At 42.0% G+C, this 18,002-nt stretch carries 17 protein-coding genes and 1 riboswitch; of the genes, 8 read left to right on the top strand and 9 right to left on the bottom strand.

The genetic code is table 11. From position 1 onward, the window contains the following. Positions 1–98: 98 nt before the first annotated feature. The 4 genes from MHB69_RS05360 to MHB69_RS05345 all read right to left on the bottom strand — a co-directional run bounded on the left by MHB69_RS05360 (position 99) and on the right by MHB69_RS05345 (position 3,353). Complete coding sequence (locus MHB69_RS05360) at positions 99–647, bottom strand: MFS transporter (protein ID WP_034282100.1); 549 nt, start codon at positions 645–647, stop codon at positions 99–101. Beyond that, positions 644–2,089 (bottom strand): FAD-binding oxidoreductase, encoded by a 1,446-nt coding sequence (locus tag MHB69_RS05355; RefSeq protein WP_335370569.1) that lies wholly within the window; start codon positions 2,087–2,089, stop codon positions 644–646. Before MHB69_RS05355 ends, MHB69_RS05360 begins: the two co-directional genes overlap by 4 nt. A 123-nt stretch (positions 2,090–2,212) precedes the next feature. Then, the gene (locus MHB69_RS05350; protein ID WP_024425066.1) at positions 2,213–2,521 is read right to left on the bottom strand and encodes a metal-sulfur cluster assembly factor; all 309 of its coding nucleotides are present in this window, start codon (positions 2,519–2,521) and stop codon (positions 2,213–2,215) included. A gap of 46 nt (positions 2,522–2,567) precedes the next feature. Then, on the bottom strand, positions 2,568–3,353 hold the full coding sequence (locus tag MHB69_RS05345) for an alpha/beta fold hydrolase (RefSeq protein ID WP_034282104.1): 786 nt from the start codon (positions 3,351–3,353) through the stop codon (positions 2,568–2,570). Between the two features lie 137 nt (positions 3,354–3,490). Here MHB69_RS05345 and MHB69_RS05340 point away from each other — a divergent pair, with 137 nt between their 5' ends. From MHB69_RS05340 to MHB69_RS05330, 3 genes are all read left to right on the top strand, one after another. After that, positions 3,491–4,303 (top strand): Cof-type HAD-IIB family hydrolase, encoded by an 813-nt coding sequence (locus MHB69_RS05340; protein ID WP_024425068.1) that lies wholly within the window; start codon positions 3,491–3,493, stop codon positions 4,301–4,303. Between the two features lie 88 nt (positions 4,304–4,391). Next, positions 4,392–4,541 carry a hypothetical protein gene (locus MHB69_RS05335; protein ID WP_024425069.1) on the top strand — a complete coding sequence of 50 codons (150 nt, stop codon included), beginning with the start codon at positions 4,392–4,394 and terminating at the stop codon, positions 4,539–4,541. After that, positions 4,538–4,729: a DUF3813 domain-containing protein gene (locus tag MHB69_RS05330; RefSeq protein WP_024425070.1), complete on the top strand. Its 192-nt coding sequence runs from the start codon at positions 4,538–4,540 to the stop codon at positions 4,727–4,729. The genes MHB69_RS05335 and MHB69_RS05330 overlap by 4 nt, the downstream gene beginning before the upstream one ends. A gap of 51 nt (positions 4,730–4,780) precedes the next feature. Here MHB69_RS05330 and MHB69_RS05325 read toward each other — a convergent pair whose 3' ends face one another. Further along, positions 4,781–5,236: a BsuPI-related putative proteinase inhibitor gene (locus MHB69_RS05325; protein WP_024426502.1), complete on the bottom strand. Its 456-nt coding sequence runs from the start codon at positions 5,234–5,236 to the stop codon at positions 4,781–4,783. A gap of 14 nt (positions 5,237–5,250) precedes the next feature. Beyond that, positions 5,251–6,093, bottom strand: a complete 843-nt coding sequence (locus MHB69_RS05320; protein WP_024425072.1) for a YitT family protein — start codon at positions 6,091–6,093, stop codon at positions 5,251–5,253. 139 nt (positions 6,094–6,232) lie between these two features. On the opposite strand from MHB69_RS05320, the gene MHB69_RS05315 reads away from it, so the two are divergent. Continuing rightward, the gene (locus MHB69_RS05315; RefSeq protein ID WP_024425073.1) at positions 6,233–7,084 is read left to right on the top strand and encodes a DegV family protein; all 852 of its coding nucleotides are present in this window, start codon (positions 6,233–6,235) and stop codon (positions 7,082–7,084) included. 47 nt (positions 7,085–7,131) lie between these two features. Here the strand turns inward: MHB69_RS05315 and MHB69_RS05310 are convergent, their stop codons facing one another. The 3 genes from MHB69_RS05310 to MHB69_RS05300 all read right to left on the bottom strand — a co-directional run bounded on the left by MHB69_RS05310 (position 7,132) and on the right by MHB69_RS05300 (position 10,749). After that, positions 7,132–8,781, bottom strand: coding sequence for a methyl-accepting chemotaxis protein (locus MHB69_RS05310; RefSeq protein ID WP_041117103.1), 1,650 nt, complete (start codon positions 8,779–8,781; stop codon positions 7,132–7,134). Then, positions 8,778–9,755 (bottom strand): BMP family ABC transporter substrate-binding protein, encoded by a 978-nt coding sequence (locus MHB69_RS05305; protein WP_065214218.1) that lies wholly within the window; start codon positions 9,753–9,755, stop codon positions 8,778–8,780. The genes MHB69_RS05310 and MHB69_RS05305 overlap by 4 nt, the downstream gene beginning before the upstream one ends. A gap of 145 nt (positions 9,756–9,900) precedes the next feature. Further along, positions 9,901–10,749: a S1 RNA-binding domain-containing protein gene (locus tag MHB69_RS05300; protein ID WP_342496065.1), complete on the bottom strand. Its 849-nt coding sequence runs from the start codon at positions 10,747–10,749 to the stop codon at positions 9,901–9,903. Between the two features lie 225 nt (positions 10,750–10,974). Between MHB69_RS05300 and MHB69_RS05295 the strand changes: the two genes are divergently transcribed. The 4 genes from MHB69_RS05295 to MHB69_RS05280 all read left to right on the top strand — a co-directional run bounded on the left by MHB69_RS05295 (position 10,975) and on the right by MHB69_RS05280 (position 17,984). Then, entirely contained in the window at positions 10,975–11,466 is a 492-nt protein-coding gene (locus MHB69_RS05295; protein WP_012009527.1) for a YajQ family cyclic di-GMP-binding protein, read from the top strand. Between the two features lie 81 nt (positions 11,467–11,547). Further along, a riboswitch (SAM riboswitch) is annotated at positions 11,548–11,666 on the top strand. Positions 11,667–11,744: 78 nt separating this feature from the next. Continuing rightward, a complete protein-coding gene (locus MHB69_RS05290; RefSeq protein WP_326136592.1) occupies positions 11,745–13,586 on the top strand; it encodes a bifunctional homocysteine S-methyltransferase/methylenetetrahydrofolate reductase in 1,842 nt (613 codons plus the stop codon). Further along, the gene (gene metH, locus MHB69_RS05285) at positions 13,570–16,998 is read left to right on the top strand and encodes a methionine synthase (RefSeq protein WP_342496064.1); all 3,429 of its coding nucleotides are present in this window, start codon (positions 13,570–13,572) and stop codon (positions 16,996–16,998) included. Before MHB69_RS05290 ends, metH begins: the two co-directional genes overlap by 17 nt. Positions 16,999–17,126: 128 nt before the next feature. Beyond that, a complete protein-coding gene (locus MHB69_RS05280) occupies positions 17,127–17,984 on the top strand; it encodes a GNAT family N-acetyltransferase (protein ID WP_326136595.1) in 858 nt (285 codons plus the stop codon). Positions 17,985–18,002: the final 18 nt, after the last annotated feature.

Raw genomic sequence — 18,002 nt, 5'->3', positions numbered from 1 at the left:
ATTATAACATGTATAAAAATTAATTCAATTGTATATTTAATATTTGTTTTCATTTTTTTTCAACAAAAAAACCGCATATCTTCATGAGACATGCGGATTTATCTTTCATTTTTGATATAGAGGACCATGAGTGCACTGCATAAATATAATATGGAGCTTGCATAAAAAATGAAGTAAACGGTAAAGAAATCAGCAAACAGGCCGCCAAGCATAATGGCAATGGATGAAAATAGGGCTGTCCAAAAATGATAGTGACCGACTTCTTTCATTCTTTTGTTCTTTGTTGTCAGATCAGTGACAAGCAGTTTCTCCCCATGTTTTTGAAAGCCGCCCAGCGCACCAAGTGCAAGCTGAATGATATACACTTGCTCCACTTCTGTTATATGCGGAAAAAGCAGCAAAAGAAACGCCATACCGAACGAATGAATGATTAAAAAGAGCCGCCTGTCGGTGGTTTCCGGCAGTTTTCCTAAAAGTAAATGAATAAACGCACCGCTTAAACCAAACAGACCATAGGCGAGTCCAAACTGTGAATAGCTTGATCCAACATTTTTAATAAAAAGAATGTAAAAGGGGAATATCAAACTGCTGGCGAAAAACAGCAGACTTTGAGAGTAGACGAACCATTTCATTGCTTTTGCATTCATTTTGTATTGTACCTCTCATAAAAGTAGTTGGTAAACGTGCCATCTGGATCTGCTTGTTTTTTCTTTTGGAAAAATACATCGGTTTTAGGATAAGCCCGCTTCATTTGCGCCTTCGTTTGATAAGGCATGTACGGTAAGTAATAGCTTCCATCGTGCCGCAGCGTGATATCTGTCATTTTTCGAATGATCCGCTCTGCTTCCGCCTTCTCTTCTTTTTCGAACCCGTAATTCACTAAAAGCACAAGGGCAAACATATCTTGTTTCGCATATGAGAGATCCGCTTTTTCATTTTTTTGAACGTAGCGGATTGTGATATTCATTAGATTCAAATCTTCCTGTTGTAAAAAGGCTCTCATGTCATCGATGTACGCACGAAAACGGTCAACTGGGACGAAATATTCCTGCAGCACATCTGTGTCTGACTCATTTTTATATTCCAAAAAGGCAGAATCAGAACGCATCACATTGTTTCTTGTGATCAGCTGATCATTTTGACTTAGGAAATACTTCTTTTGCAAATTCCAGAGCAGATCTTTCCCCATATCAAATCTCCTGGAAAGGCCGAGCATAAATTTCAATGGCATAACGAGTTGATCTTCTTTCAGCTCTTGATATGATTCGTTTTTTTGATCTGAAGAGAGGGAATAATTCGTCACATACATTTCTTTCAAAAAGTTTGTTTTTGCTGTTGAGATTCTGGCAAGATGCATGCGTACTTCTTTATTGTGTTTGACATGCTTTTGAAAATAATCCGTATACTCATCGTAATCTAGAGAGGTTGTCTCCATTTTATATAATTCATCTTTTGTTAAAGAAAGATCAGCATCTAAAATGACACCGAACAATCCGTATCCCCCAATGACCGCAGAAAACAAATCATCACCTGGCTTTACTGTGACAATCTCACCATTTGCTTTTAACAGCCTAAAAGAACGTACCGTATCAATGAGTGACCCGTAGCGAATGTCACGTCCATGTGCATTTGCACTTAAAGATCCGCCAATTGTAAAGATATTCTGCGATTGCATCACCTTCACAGCTAGGCCATATGGATTCACATATTTTTGTATATCATCCCATGTAGCACCGCTTTGAACCCGAATCGTTTTCTTTTTTGGATCAAACGCTAAAATCTGGCGGAATTCCGTCATATCGAGCACGATGCCGTTTTCATAATATGTGTGGCCGCCCATACTATGCTGTTTTCCGGCAATAGAAATCGGCAGGTGTTTAGCTTTTGCTTCTTTCAATACTTCTTTTAACGTGTCTATCTCTTTCCCTTGAACAACTTTTTTGATTTTGACAGGCATGAGATGACTGACATCAGTAAAAGCCTCAAGATCCTTTTTTTTGTGTACTTGGCCTTCTCGTATAGTGATTGATATAAGAAATGCAGCAGCATATACGATCAAAAGAACGATCCATAGCCATTTTTGTTTCATGATAGGTACTCCGTTCTATAAAATTACATCCATTATATCAAGCTACTCTCTTCCTCCACCTTAATTTTTCATAAAAAAACCTGGCATGAGTTTAACTCATACCAGGCATTTTTCATTTTGTGCTTATTGAATACCGAGCGCGATTTTTGCGTATCTTGACATTTTGTCTCGTGTCCAAGGGGGATTCCATACGATGTGAACTTCTGTTTCTTTTACTTCTGGAAGATCACTTAATGCTTTTTTGACTTCATCTACGATAATTGGTGCAAGAGGACAACCCATTGATGTTAAGGTCATGGTGATATCCGCTTTTCCATTCTCATCAAGATCGACATCATAGACAAGTCCAAGGTTGACGATGTCGACATTCAGCTCAGGGTCAATCACCTGTTCTAGGGCGCCTAAAATATTTTCTTTCAATGCTTCATCCATGATATCCACTCCTTTTTCCATTAGTATAACGTACTTTTTCTTATGACTAAACGTTTGTGCTTTTCAGATGTGTCTCAAACCAGTCAATCGTTTCGAACATCGCTTGTCTTGAGACCTTATGTCCAGCTTGTCCATCAGTGATAAAACGAATCAGATGCGGATCCTGCTTATATTGTGTGGCTACTAACTCATCATATAGAGTTTTTGCGTGCCGGTAAGGGACGACAGGATCGTTTTCTGCATGCCAGAATAACAGCGGTCTTTTGTTTAATCGATCTGTTTGCAGCGTTAAATCATATGGGCGCAGAGCGTCTAATTGCAGATGAACCTCTTCGTCTGTAATGTCTTTCATCAACCCTTTGTGACGCATGTCCATGATTTGTGCTTTTAGAAATGTCGTATAGTTTGGACTTCCCATCAAGCTGACAGCGGCTTTGATCCAATCATGCTTGGCAAGTGCACCAAAGGTGGTGATGCCGCCCATGGATGTACCCGCAACGCCTATCAGATCGGCTTCAATCAATTGTTTTTCTTGAAAGTATGTTTTGAGTATATCGATTTCACGAATTTCGTTCAGGACAATTTCCCAGAACTTTGATGCCAGTTCCTCTAAGCTGAGGTTTTCTGATCTTACACCATGATAAGCACAGTCAGGCAAAATGACTCTCATGCCTTTTTCCGCCAAATGGAAGGCGAAGTGTAAATTATGCTCACGTGCACTTGTAAATCCGTGGATAAAAAATACAAGCGGCAGCGGTTTGTCTTTATTTTCAGCTTTTACGATATGTAAAAATGGAATATCGCGCGTAATTTGCTCATCAATGGTGATCACAGCCTATGAATCCTCCTTTATCATTCCCGTCTTTGTTTATTTTAACATGTAGACAACAAAGATGTGATAAAGATACACTATAGAAAGAGGCGCTAACATGAATTGCCTCCTATCACTTACAGATCAAAGGAGATTTTATGGAGACTAAACCTTATCTAATCGCACTTGACCTGGATGGCACATTATTAAAAGATGATAAAACCATTTCTGCGCATACACTTGACGTCATTCAAAAAGTGAGAGACAGCGGGCATCACGTCTGTATATCAACAGGCCGGCCATTTCGTTCCAGCTCTCCTTATTATCAGCAATTACAGCTTGATTCACCCATTGTGAATTTTAACGGAGCGTTTGTCCATCATCCTCTTGATGAAAAATGGGGCAGATTTCATACGTCACTTGATCTTCAAGTAGTCAAACAGCTTGTAGACATTAGTGAAGAATATAAAGTGCATAATGTCTTAGCTGAAGTGTTAGACGATTTGTATTTCCATTATCATGATGAAAAACTCATTGATATCTTTAATATGAATGCAAACAAAGTCACTGTTGGAGACCTTAGGGACAACCTTGGAGAGAATGTGACGAGCGTGTTAATTCATGCAAAAGAAGAGGACGTCGGAGCCATTCGAAGCTATTTATCAGATGTTCATGCAGAAGTGATTGATCACAGGCGCTGGGCTGCCCCGTGGCACGTGATTGAAATCATTAAAACAGGCATGAACAAAGCCGTTGGACTGCAAAAGATCAGTGATTATTACGGTGTTCCTAAGGAGCGGATTGTGGCATTCGGAGATGAAGACAATGATTTAGAAATGCTTGAATTTGCTGGATGCGGTGTAGCAATGGGCAACGGAATTGATGCCGTGAAACGTGTCTCAAATGAAGTCACTGATACAAATGAACAAGACGGGATTGCAAAGTTTCTAACGAATTACTTCTCGCTTTAATTTTTCCATTCATACATAGCAGATGGAAGCGGGCATACTACCGTTAGACAGGTTGTCCTGTCAGCTTGTGTAAAGGGGCGGATTCCGAATGGGTAAAAGAAGCAAATCGAAACGCTTTATACAACAAGGTAAAGATTCAGTCAGTCTTCATGACGCACGTTTTCCTTATCGTTCGACACTTGAAGAAGCGTCAGACAGAGGGAATATGAAGACTGATGCTTCTGGAGGTTCATTGTGAGAAACGAACTTTTTGATCAAGCCAAATCGTTTACTGAAGAAGCTCTTACTTCTTCATTTTCATCTGGGTTAGAGCGTCAGCAGGCAGTCAAGCGAGCGAAAAATGCCGTATCCTCTGCATTTGCCAATTCGACAGATGCAGAAAGAAACCAGCTGCATACCTTCCAAGACTTGCTCGATGATCTCTAACATAAAAAAAGCTGTTCACCTAATGTGGACAGCTTTTTCTGATTCCCTCGCTTATTTGACTTGGAATGTTTTCTTCTCCGTGATTTGTTTCAGCCCTTCTGCTTTTCCTTTAAACGTTACGACTGCTTCGTATGTTCCGGGCTTTACACCGTTTGACCATGTATCTTGAAAATCATAGGCCTCGCCTTTTTTCAGCACAAAAGTTTGGATGGCCTGTGTGAACATACGGTCTTTCGAATAGCGGTATTGTTCATTCCCGTTTTCGTCATACACACTAAGCTCGAATTTTTGGCTTGTGTTAAAAGTAAATTCAAAATCTCGATCTGATTCATTTTTCAGTGACATGTTAAATTGAACTGAAGAACCTTTCTGGACGGGGTCTACTGTGAGCTCAACCGTTTTTTCTCCCATTTGACCGGATACCTCCTTGTCTGGTTCATCCTTTTTTTGTTGTCCACAAGCGGCTAAAACCAATAGAATGAGAAGAAGCACAAACCCTTTTTTCATCTGCTACCCACCTTTTAATCTCGTCTGAAAAATCCAAGAATATTGGTTGTCTGCACAATATTTGTAAAGGCTTTTGGATCGACTTCTTTAATAATTTGTTCAAGTTCATAAAGCTCATACCTTGTAATAACGATCACCATCATTTCCTTTTGCTCGTTGGTGAATGCGCCTTTTGCAGGTACAGTCGTAATGCCTCTGACCATTTTTCCGTAAATGGCTTCTTTGATTTCATCTGCTTTCTTCGTGACAATCATCGCGGTCAGCTTCTCATGTCTTGTATGGATGGCATCAATGACCCTTGTGGTCACATATAATGTGACAAGGGTATATAATGCTTTCTCCCAACCTTGTAATAATCCTGCTGTAAAAATGATGATTCCATTTAAAATGAAGAAATACGTGCCAACTGGTTTATCCTTCCACTTAGCTAAAACCATAGCAACAATGTCTAGTCCGCCTGTCGATGCCCCGTATTTGAGCGTAATCCCAATCCCTACTGCGGATATGACACCGCCAAACACAGCATTTAATAAAATATCGTGGGAAACACTCGTTTCTGGTAAAATGCCAAGGAAAATGGTCGTCAGTGCAACACTGATGATGCTGTACAAAGTAAAGGAACGGCCAACTTTCATCCAGCCTAAAATGCCGACTGGAATGTTTAAAATAAATAATAGAATCCCTGTTGATACATAAAATGGCGCATATTGATCGATTAAGCTGGATAACAGCTGGGCTACCCCTGTAAAACCGCTTGCATATACGTCAGCTGGGATTAAAAATAAATTCAGTCCAATCGCATTGAGTAATGCACCAATAACGACGACAATGAGTTTTTTTGCTTCTCCAATGAACATGTTGTCATTCCTCCACTTACCATTCTCTCTATGGTTTTCCCTAAAATTTAGAATTTGAACACGAAAAGATGATTTCTATGATATAGTTAGGCTAAAAAGATGTAAAATATGGCTTATTTTTTAGAAAGAAGGGATTTATATGACTGTTCATATCATAGCAGACAGTGCTGCTGATCTGCCTCTTTCTTATTATGATGAACATAACATAACGCTCATTCCGCTCCGCGTGTTACTTGGCGAGCAGGAATTTGAGGATCTGATCACCATTGAACCAAAACAAGTATTTGATGCGATGAGACAAGGAGCCAGTCCAAAAACGTCACAGGCTTCACCAAACCGGATCAAGGAAACCTTTGTTTCTGCCGCTCAAACCCATACATCTGCTATCTATGTCGCTTTTTCATCAGAGCTTTCAGGTACATACCAGACAGCTGTGATGATGGCAAACGAAGTGAAGGAAGAATACCCTGATTTTGATTTACGAATCATTGATTCTAAATGCGCTTCACTCGGCTATGGGCTTGCTGTCAAACACGCTCAATCACTTGCCATTGACGGAAATACAATACAAGAAATTGAAACGTCTGTAAAGCATTTTTGTGAATCTTTACAACATATTTTTACTGTAGACGATTTATCGTATTTAGCAAGAGGCGGAAGAATCAGTAAAGCGTCCGCATTTGTTGGCGGTTTGTTAAGCATTAAGCCCATTTTACATGTCGAAGATGGAAAACTCATCCCGCTTGAAAAAATCCGCGGACGTAAAAAGCTGCTGAAGCGCATTATTGAACTAATGAAAGAACGCGGAACGGATTGGTCGAACCAAACCGTTGGTATTAGTCATGGTGATGATCCTGCACTGGCGGAAGACATGAAACAGCTGATCGAAGCCGAATTTCATCCAAAGGAAATTGATATTCAGATCATCGGCGCCGCTGTTGGGTCCCATTCAGGACCTAGTACGCTTGCGATCTTTTTTACAGGCAAATGATCAGAAAAAGCACCCTTCCCTGACATAACACGGGAAGGGTGCTTTTCTTATGAAAGTTTAAATCGCTGCACGGTTTCATTTAACCTCGCCGTCATACTCATCAATTCTTCGACCTGTTTGTTCATTTGATGGAACGATTGCAGCTGTTCATTGGCTGAGGCAGAAATTTCTTCGCTGCCAGCTGCTGTTTCTTCTACCACTGCACTAATATTTTCAATCGAGTGCAGTACTTGTCCGCCAAGTTCTGTTGATTGCATAATTTGGTCATTTAAGACCGCCATTTCTTGTTTAATATGCTGCGCTTTTGTTTCTATATCTTCAAAGGAGTGTGAGGTTTTGTCCATCGCATCCTGCTGCTGAAGTGAAAGCTTGACCCCTTCTTGAACAGTTTGACTAATGGATTGAATGCCTCTTTCAATATGACTGACCATGTCAAAGATTTGTCTTGTTGCATTAGACGATTCATCGGCAAGCTTGCGAATTTCATCCGCTACAACAGCAAAGCCTTTTCCAGCTTCGCCTGCTCTTGCCGCTTCAATGGCTGCGTTTAAGGAAAGCAGGTTTGTTTGGTCCGCAATGTCAGAAACCGTTTTGGCCATGGCCGAGATTCCGCTGGCGTATTGCGTGAATTCTCCTGCTGATTCTTCGATTTGTCTCGTCGCATGAGTATTTTTTTCAATCGCTTTTTTTGTTTCTGTTAACGTGTGCTTTCCGCTTTCTACGGCTTCGATGGCATCCTCTGTACTGCGGATGACCGTTTGTGAGCGTTCGGAATTTTTACGTCCATGCTGGTCCATTTTCTCAATCAGGCTGACGCCGTGCTGGAGATCTTCTGAAATCGCTTGTGATCCATTAGCCATTTCGTCTGTCGAAACAGATACTTGATTCGCAGACTCCATCATCTTTTTGTTTTCATCATTCAGGTGGATCGAGAATGTCTCTACTCGGCTTGAGACATTGCTGATTTCTTTAATCAGACTAATCAGCTGATCTGTCATTTGATTAAAGGATTCATTCAAGCCGCCGATTTCATCCTTGCGCTGAATATCCATCCGCTCCACAGCAAGATTGCCTTCTGCGATCTGCTTTGCTCTGTAGGATAGTGATTTAATGGGTGTCACGATGGATCGCGTTAATCCAATATTCAAAAAGACGGCAATGACAATCAGTGTGAGGGCTGAGACGAGTGCACTTGTGATAATCCATTGGACATTGTCTGCTGCAGCCTCTAGATTTTGTTTATACGCTTCTTCTGCCCTTTTATTCATCGTATGCACATCGTTTAAAACGCCATCAATTCTTGCTGCCACACGTCTTGCATCCGATGCGTTTTTTTCACCAATGGCGTTGTTTGCTTCCTTGGTCCAAGTGTCATATTTTGAATTTAACCTTGTTAATGCCTCTTTGTTCATATTTCCTGCATGTTTGTTTAGCGTTTGCAGCTGCTTTTTTGCTGTAGAAATATCGTTTTGAACGATCTCTAGCTGTTCATCTGAGAGTGTCATCGAATAATTGGTCATGGCTTGCTCGACACTTTCAAAGCTTGCCTTCGTTTTTTGTACGTTTAATAAGGTTTGCACATCTGTCTCATTTGATGATTGGATCTTTGTCATGCTGACAATGATAAAGGCGATGACGCCAACTGCTAAAAGAAGTGAAATAAGTGAGTTAAGTAAAATTTTGACGCGTAAGCTCATGATGCGTCCCCCTCTTCTTTTAGAAGCGTCTGCTTCAGCCCATTTAATTTTTTGGTCAGTGTCTCAGCATTTTTCAGGATCCGGATTTTTGCCATATCGATTCCATCATTGCTTAAGTCATAGACAACATGACCGCTTTTCATTTGATTGTTCTTGACGAGCTGTTCACTGAATTGATAGACCACTTCATCGACTTTTTTCACCATAGACGAAATGACCGCTTTTTCAGCAGTATAGTACTGATCGCTGTCTACACCAATGGCATATTTACCCTGCGCCTGCGCTTCTTTTAATACACCGACACCTGTATAACCGGCTGCGGCATATAAAACGTCTGCTTTCTTTTTGATCATGTCTTTGGCTATTTTACTACCCTTGCCTGCATCACTAAACGTACCGGCATAGGTGGATAAGATCTTGATTTTCGGATTGACTGATTTGGCGCCTTTTTGAAATCCTTTTTCAAAACGATGAATGACATCTGCGTCAACACCCCCAACAAATCCAATGACATCGCTTTTCGTTGTCATCGCAGCAAGTGCTCCCGCTAAATAGCTGCCTTGCTCTTCTTTAAACGTCACAGAAGTCACATTTTTCAGCTCAGATACAGCATCGATCAAAAGGAACTGCTTCTTCGGATATTTCTTTGCGACTTTTTCCAGGTCTTCTTGCATACTGAAACCTACACCAATGACAAGATCATTTCCATCTTTTACGAGTTCTGTCAGCCCTTTTTCATATGTATCAGTTTCTGCAATTTCTCTATAATCAAATTCAATGCCAAGCTCATCACGTGCTTTTTCTAATCCTTTAAATGATGAATCGTTAAATGATTGATCACCAAGACCATCATCTGTGAGCATAACGCCAATATGCTTCGCAGTTGATTTTGGCGCCCCCTCCTGTTGATTACCGCATGCGGCGAGCACCATAAGCATGGCTGCCATCAGAAGTAATGAAATCTTCACTTTCATCCAAAAACACACTCCTTTTATCATCCTTACTCCTTTTTTATCGGATTCGAGAGGCGTTGTTTCAATGATTAGTGAAGGTTTTTCATGACTTTTTTCACAGAAAAAATCCATTATTTAAGACAAAAATAAAAAAGTGAGCAAATGCTCACTTTTTCTCGTATGTCCAGCCTTCTTTTTGGTAAACTAAATCATTTTTCATGAGATGACCTAGTGCTCGTTTAAAGGCTGCCTTGCTCATTTGAAATCTTTCGCGGATGTCCTCTGGATCACTTTTGTCCCCATAAGGCATGGCGCCGTTTCTTGTTCTCATATAGGTTAAAATTTCTTCTGCATCGACAGATAGTGCATCCTGTTTTCTAGGAAGCAGAGAAACGTTCACCGTTCCGTCCTCTTTCACTGCAATGACGCGTCCTGTCACGGTCGATCCTAATCGTGGCTCTTCCTTTCGTTCCGTGCGGTGAATAAACCCACGCACGCCTGTATCTGTCAGCATAAAAGAACCTGTCGCAATTAAACGATAGATTGTTCCAGTGATTTCTTTGTTCATTAAGGTTTCTGGTGCCTCTGTGAACAATTCACTGATCACGTCTTCTGTGGCTGGTTTTGCGAACATTCTGCCGTAGCTTGTGACTTTCAGCATACAGTAGAGTTTGTCTCCTTTTTTCGGCCATGCTTCCTCAAAAGGCGGGAGGTGTTCTGTTGCAACAAGTGCATCCTTTGACAGCCCAACATCAACAAATGCGCCCATGTCTTCTACCACGTCCACGACTTCTACCCAGTCGTATGTATGTGCGTTAATTGTAGGTATTTTCATCGTGGCAGCGAGTCTTTCTTCATGATCTACATATAAGTAGACCTCTATTTCATCTCGGTCACCAATATCTTCTGTCATTTCACTGCGGTGTAAGAGGACCGAATCTTCACCGTCTGTCAAAAAGTAGCCGTATTCCATTTCATTCTCTATTTGCAAGGTCAGTTGCTCACCTGGTCTCATGTTCTCTTCCTTCCTATCTGCCCATAAAAGAGCGTTCGTTCATCTTTTGATTCACTCTATTCTACTATACTTCTTCCTGCATGAACATCTCTAGTTCTGTTAGCTAAAGTGGACAAACTGGACACGATTTATACGGCTGGAGGCTTTACTCTTTGATAAAGTTTTCTTCTTCTGCTATTTGCATGATAAAATAGACGCAATATCTAAACTTGGAGGTCATGTGTGATGGCAAAAGAAAGCTCATTTGACATTGTATCGAAGGTTGAACTGCCTGAAGTGCAAAACGCTGTTCAAGCAGCACTGAAAGAAATTAAAAACCGTTATGATTTTAAAGGAAGTAAAAGTGATATTTCTCTCGAAAAAGAAGAGCTTGTCCTCATTTCTGATGATGACTTCAAACTTGAGCAGTTAAAAGATGTGCTTGTGACAAAGCTGATCAAACGAAATGTTCCAACTAAAAACATCGATTACGGGAAAACTGAGCATGCCCTAGGCGGTACAGTACGCCAGCGTGCGAAGCTGATCAGCGGGATTGATCAAGACAACGCCAAAAAGATCAACGCGCTTATCAAACAGTCTGGCATCAAAGTGAAATCACAATTTCAGGATGACCAAGTGCGTGTGACTGGGAAAAATAAAGATGATTTACAAGAGGTGATTTCTCTTATGCGCAAGGCCGATTTGCCGATTGATGTCCAATTTATAAATTTTCGATAAATTTCAAATTTTCCATTGATTATTTCTGCATTTTTCGTTACAGTTGATGGAAGTTCAATTCATTGACATGTTCATATTGCTTTCTTATCAAGAGAGGCAGAGGGACTGGCCCTGTGAAGCCTCAGCAACCGGTGTAGTAGAAATCTATTTTCTATGACCAAGGTGCTAAATCCAGCAAGCAACTGCTTGGAAGATAAGGAGAAGAATTACGATACAGCCAAAAAGTCTTCTTCTTATCAGAAGGCTTTTTTTGTTACATAGAAATAAGGAGGAATACAATGGGCCTATTACAAGACTTACAAAACCGCGTACTGATAGCTGACGGAGCGATGGGAACACTTTTATACTCTTACGGCATTGACCGCTGCTTTGAAGAATTAAATTTATCGAAAGAGGATGAAGTGAAACGCGTGCACGAAGCATATGTGCAGGCAGGCGCTGACATCATCCAAACGAACACATACGGTGCGAATTATATTAAACTATCCCGCTACGGCTTAGAGGAAGAAACGAAACGCATCAATACAAAAGCGGTACAAATTGCAAAAGCAGCCGCAGGCTCTGCTTATGTACTCGGAACAATTGGCGGCATTCGAACGTTTAACAAAAATGCTTACTCTATAGAAGAAATCAAACGAAGCTTTAGAGAGCAGCTGTACATCCTATTAAATGAAGAGCCTGACGGATTATTGCTTGAAACATATTATGATATAGAAGAAGCGAAGGCTGTTCTCCAAATTGCCCGCAAAGAAACGACTCTTCCGATTGTCATGAACGTCTCAATGCATGAACAAGGCGTTTTGCAGGATGGTACCCCGCTGAAGGATGGTTTATCTGAGTTATCATCTCTTGGTGCAGATGTTGTCGGCATCAACTGCCGGCTGGGCCCTTATCACATGATTCAGGCACTTGAAGGCGTTCCACTTTTGGAAAATTCGCATTTATCTGTCTATCCTAACAGCAGTCTCCCCTCACTTGAAGCAGGCAGACTCGTCTATGATACCGATAACGATTATTTCCGAAAAAGTGCACTTGAATTTAGAAATCAGGGCGCACGTATTATCGGAGGCTGCTGCGGAACAACACCTCAGCATATTAGCGCAATGGCTGAAGCGGTCAAAGATTTAGCACCGATCACTGAAAAAGAAGTGAAGGTGTTAAAAGAAGAAATCATTTCCATCCAAGATCAGCGCACTGAGCCAGGTCTTGATGAGCTGGCTGTGAAAAAACGATCGATTATCGTAGAGCTTGATCCGCCGAAGAAGCTGAACTTCGAAAAATTTCTCGTTGCTGCAAATGAATTAAAGAATGCTGGCATTGATGCATTGACGTTAGCCGATAATTCTCTTGCGACTCCGCGCATTAGCAATGTCGCTTGCGGCGCATTATTAAAGCAGCAGCTCGATATGCGTTCTCTTGTTCATATCACATGCCGCGACCGTAATTTGATTGGGCTTCAATCTCATTTAATGGGGCTCGACACCCTTGGATTAACCGATATTTTAGCGATCACAGGCGATCCATCTAAAATTGGAGACTTCCCAGGTGCAACATCTGTGTATGATTTAACCTCCTTTGATTTGATTCGTCTCATCAAACAGTTTAACGAAGGCCTTTCTTTCTCAGGAAAGCCCCTTGGCAAAAAGACCAATTTTTCAGTGGCTGGCGCGTTTAACCCAAATGTGCGCCATATTGATAAAGCGGTGAAACGTCTTGAGAAAAAAATCGAATACGGTGCTGATTATTTTATTTCACAGCCTGTTTATTCTGAGGAACAGCTTGTGAAAATTCATGAGGAAAGCCGCCACTTGGATAAACCGATTTATATCGGCATTATGCCGTTAACAAGCAGCCGAAATGCAGAGTTTATTCATCACGAAATTCCAGGCATCAAATTATCTGATTCTATTCGTGACATTATGGCCAAAGCTGGCGAGGATAAAGAAAAGCAGCGAGCAGAAGGCTTAGCGATTGCCCGCTCTTTATTAGATACAGCCTGCGAATTGTTTAATGGCATTTATTTAATTACTCCTTTCCTTCGATCAGATTTAACAGCAGAACTGACCACCTACATCCATCAGAAAGAAAAGGAGTCTAACGTCCATGTCACCTATCACTGAACAGCTCAAAAAACGCATCCTCGTCCTTGATGGGGCAATGGGCACAATGATTCAAAACGCCAACCTGACAGCAGAGGACTTTGGCGGAGAAGAGTATGAGGGCTGTAACGAGTATTTGAATGTGACAGCCCCTCACATCATCTCTAAGATCCATAGGGAGTACCTTGAAGCAAGTGCTGACCTCATTGAAACAAATACGTTCGGCGCGACAAAGCTCGTCCTTGACGAATATGGGCTTGGGCACCTTGCCTATGAACTCAATGTTCGAGCTGCGCAGCTGGCAAAGGCAGAAGCTGACCGTTTCTCCACACCAGAAAAGCCTCGTTTTGTTGTAGGCGCAATGGGCCCGACAACGAAAACATTATCTGTAACAGGCGGCACAACCTTCAGTGAGCTCGTCAGAAATTATGAAGAGCAGGCCCGCGCTCTGATTGACGGAAAGTGTGATGCCCTTCTTTTAGAAACAAGCCAAGATATGCTGAATGTAAAAGCTGGATTCAAAGGGATTCAGGAAGCCTTTCAGCAAACGGGCATCCAATTACCACTCATGGTATCAGGAACGATTGAACCGATGGGCACCACCCTTGCTGGTCAGGATATTGAAGCCTTTTATATTTCTCTTGAGCATATGAAACCAATCAGTGTGGGCCTTAACTGTGCGACTGGTCCAGAATTTATGACAGACCACATCCGCACGCTCTCCTCCATTGCAAAGTCAGCGGTGAGCTGCTATCCGAATGCTGGTCTCCCAGATGAAGAAGGCCAATATCACGAATCCCCTGCCTCTCTTGCTAAAAAAATCGCCGCCTTTGCTAAGGAAGGCTGGTTAAATATTGTCGGCGGCTGCTGCGGGACTACACCTGCGCATATTCAAGCATTGTCAGATGAAGTACGCACGCTTCAGCCGCGTCATATCAACCGCGAATCACCGCAGCATACCGTATCAGGAATTGAGCCTCTTATTTATGAGGATTCGATGCGTCCTCTTTTTGTAGGCGAACGGACCAATGTCATTGGTTCTCGCAAATTCAAACGGCTCATTGCGGAACAAAAGTTTGAAGAAGCAGCAGAAATTGCTCGTGCTCAAGTGAAAAATGGCGCTCACGTCGTTGATGTGTGTCTCGCCGATCCAGACCGTGATGAGGCAGCAGACATGGAAGGCTTTTTACAAGAAGCCATGAAAAAGGTGAAAGCCCCTTTTGTCATTGATTCAACGGATAAACACGTGATTGAAAAGGCACTCACCTACTCTCAAGGGAAAGCCATCATCAATTCCATCAACCTTGAGGATGGCGAGGAACGCTTTGAAGAGATTCTTCCTCTTGTGAAGCTATATGGCGGTGCACTTGTTGTTGGCACGATTGATGAAATAGGAATGGCGGTGACAGCAGAACGAAAACTTGAAATTGCTGTACGTTCTCACGATCTGCTAACGAAGAAGTATGGTATTCCCGCAAGTGACATCATTTTTGATCCGCTTGTCTTTCCCGTAGGCACTGGAGACGAGCAATATATTGGCGCCGCTGAAGAAACGATCAAAGGCATTAAAATGATTAAGGAAACCCTGCCTGAGTGCCTCACCATTTTAGGCATCAGCAACGTATCTTTCGGACTTCCGCCTGTTGGCAGAGAAATTTTAAATGCCGTTTATTTGTATCACTGCGTGCAAGCAGGGCTTGACTATGCCATTGTCAATACAGAAAAGCTTGAACGCTTCGCTTCCATTCCAAAGGAAGAAATCAAACTAGCTGAAACCTTGCTTTATGAAACAAATGATCAAACACTGGCTGAATTCACCCAATTTTACCGCGGCAAAAAGAAAACGGAGAAAAAACCAAAGATCTCCTTATCACTTGAAGAAAGGCTGGCGCTCTATGTCGTCGAGGGAACGAAAGAAGGTCTCGTCGATGACCTATCCCTTGCTTTGGAGCAATATGAATCGCCGCTTCATATCATCAATGGCCCGTTAATGCAGGGAATGGCTGAAGTTGGTCGTCTTTTTAATCAAAACGAATTGATTGTAGCCGAAGTGCTTCAATCGGCTGAGGTCATGAAAGCATCTGTTTCGTTTCTTGAGCAATATATGGAAAAGCAGCATGCGAGCGGGAAAGGAAAGATTCTACTTGCGACTGTAAAAGGAGATGTCCATGATATCGGGAAAAACCTCGTCGACATCATTTTGAGCAATAACGGCTTTCAGGTGGTCGACCTCGGCATCAAGGTGACACCTCAAACATTGATTGAAGCTGTGCAAAAGGAAAAACCAGATATGATTGGATTATCAGGCTTACTTGTAAAATCCGCACAGCAAATGGTACTAACCGCTCAAGATTTACAAAAAGCCAATATTTCTGTTCCTATTTTGGTCGGCGGTGCTGCCCTTTCTCGTAAATTTACGAAAATGAAAATTTCGCCTCATTATGATGGACCTGTTCTTTATGCAAAAGATGCGATGGACGGACTATCATTAGCCAATGAGTTAAAAGCGAATCCTCTTCAATTTCAAACAAAACCGCAAGAAGAGCCAGCGGCACCTTTCAAGGAAAAAGAAGGAAAGCAGCCGAAAGCTGTCATAGAATTTCTAGAAAAACGCGCAGCACTCCCGAAGGCACCGGTATTTACGCCAGAAAATACCGCACGCCATTATGTGAGAGACATCGATTTGCATCATATTATGCCTTATGTGAATGAACAAATGCTTATTGGTCATCATCTCGGCTTAAAGGGAAAGATCAAAACCTTATTAGCTGAAAAGCACCCAAAAGCATTGGAATTAAAACAGCTTGTCACAGATCTTCTAAACGAAGGCAGAGAGAAAAACTGGTTTGCGCCAGCATTTGTGTATCAATTCTTCCCTGCCAGTTCAGACGGAAATGATTTGCATATTTATGATCCCGTAGAGCCTGACCGCATCATTGAAACGTTCCAATTTCCAAGACAGGAGAAGCTCCCGTACCGCTCCATTTCTGATTATGTACGGAAAAGTGATGAAAACGAGAAAGATTATATTGCCTTATTCGCCGTCACAGCCGGCGCGCGTATACGCGAGGTCGCGCAGCAATTTAAGCAGGAAGGAGATTATTTAAAAATGCATGCTGTCCAAGCTCTCGCACTTGAGCTTGCAGAGGGATTAGCTGAAAGAACCCACCAAGTGATTCGTGACAAATGGGGATTCCCTGACCCAGTCGATTTTACAATGGAAAAACGATTCCAAGCGAAATATCAAGGGCAGCGCTATTCCTTTGGTTATCCAGCGTGTCCAAATCTTGAGGATCAAGAAAAGCTGTTCAAGCTGCTTCAGCCTGAAAAAATCGGCATCCATCTCACAGAAGGATTCATGATGGAACCTGAAGCATCTGTTTCAGCGATCGTCGTTTCCCACCCTGAAGCTCGATATTTTAATGTTCATTAAGACTGGACCCTCCGTCATTGGGGGTTCTTTTTTGATACACGCTGAGAGGAAAAGGATTTTCCTTTTTCTTATGCCTTCATATGGTACGATACATATAGATGAAATCAGCTAAGAAGGAGTTGCGTGTATTGGAAAACGTTGTACAACGAACTTTAACACTTGATGACATACCCGATCTTATCGCATTGTCAAAAGAGGTCGACTGGCCTGATTACAATGCGGATGAGCTTACATCTCTTTTAACAAACGGATATTTTACAGGTTTTTCAACAACAGATGGACAAGTGATCTCATGTGCAGGACTTTTCCAATATGATAAAGCAGCATCAATTGGTGCCGTTATTGTATCTGAGACACATCGCGGCTTAGGCCTTGCACGGAAAATGATTGACACCCTGCTTCGCAGAAGCGATCAAAGCGTTCCTGTCGTTTTAACTGCTACTGTACAAGGACAGCCCGTTTACGAAAAAATCGGATTTCAAACGGCCGGCTACATTCATACATACAAAGCACAGACCACGAATCCAGCGGCTTTTCGTGTGTCAGGCGGGATTCACCTTTCTCCTGCTGATGAAGCGGACCTTCCGTCTATTGAAGCACTTGACGAAAAAGGTGCAGGCACCAATCGATCAAGCTTTATAAGAAAGCGAATGGAACGAGCATCGTTCCGGCTGATTGCAAAGAATGAGCACCATGAAACAACTGGATTTGCCTTTGGCATCGAAACCCCTGCTAATCTAATGATTGGACCGCTTACAGCAAACGATGAACAAACCGCTCTCTCGCTCATCCAATCACTCATCTCGTCTTATTCAGACGCAATTCGTTTAGATATGCAGGAAGAAACTGCTGAACGCCTGCATGAAACACTTGTTGAAGCAGGATTTACAAAAACAAACGTAGCGCATTTTATGATGATTCGCGGGAAAGAAAAACTGAATGATCCCGCCCTTTTCTATTTCCTTGCCTCTCAAGCATTTTCTTAAAAAACAAACAAGCTGTAG

It is taken from the genome of Bacillus sp. FSL K6-0994 (assembly GCF_038630815.1).
Classification (GTDB): domain Bacteria; phylum Bacillota; class Bacilli; order Bacillales; family Bacillaceae; genus Bacillus; species Bacillus safensis.
This window is presented reverse-complemented; position numbering and strand designations above follow the sequence as displayed.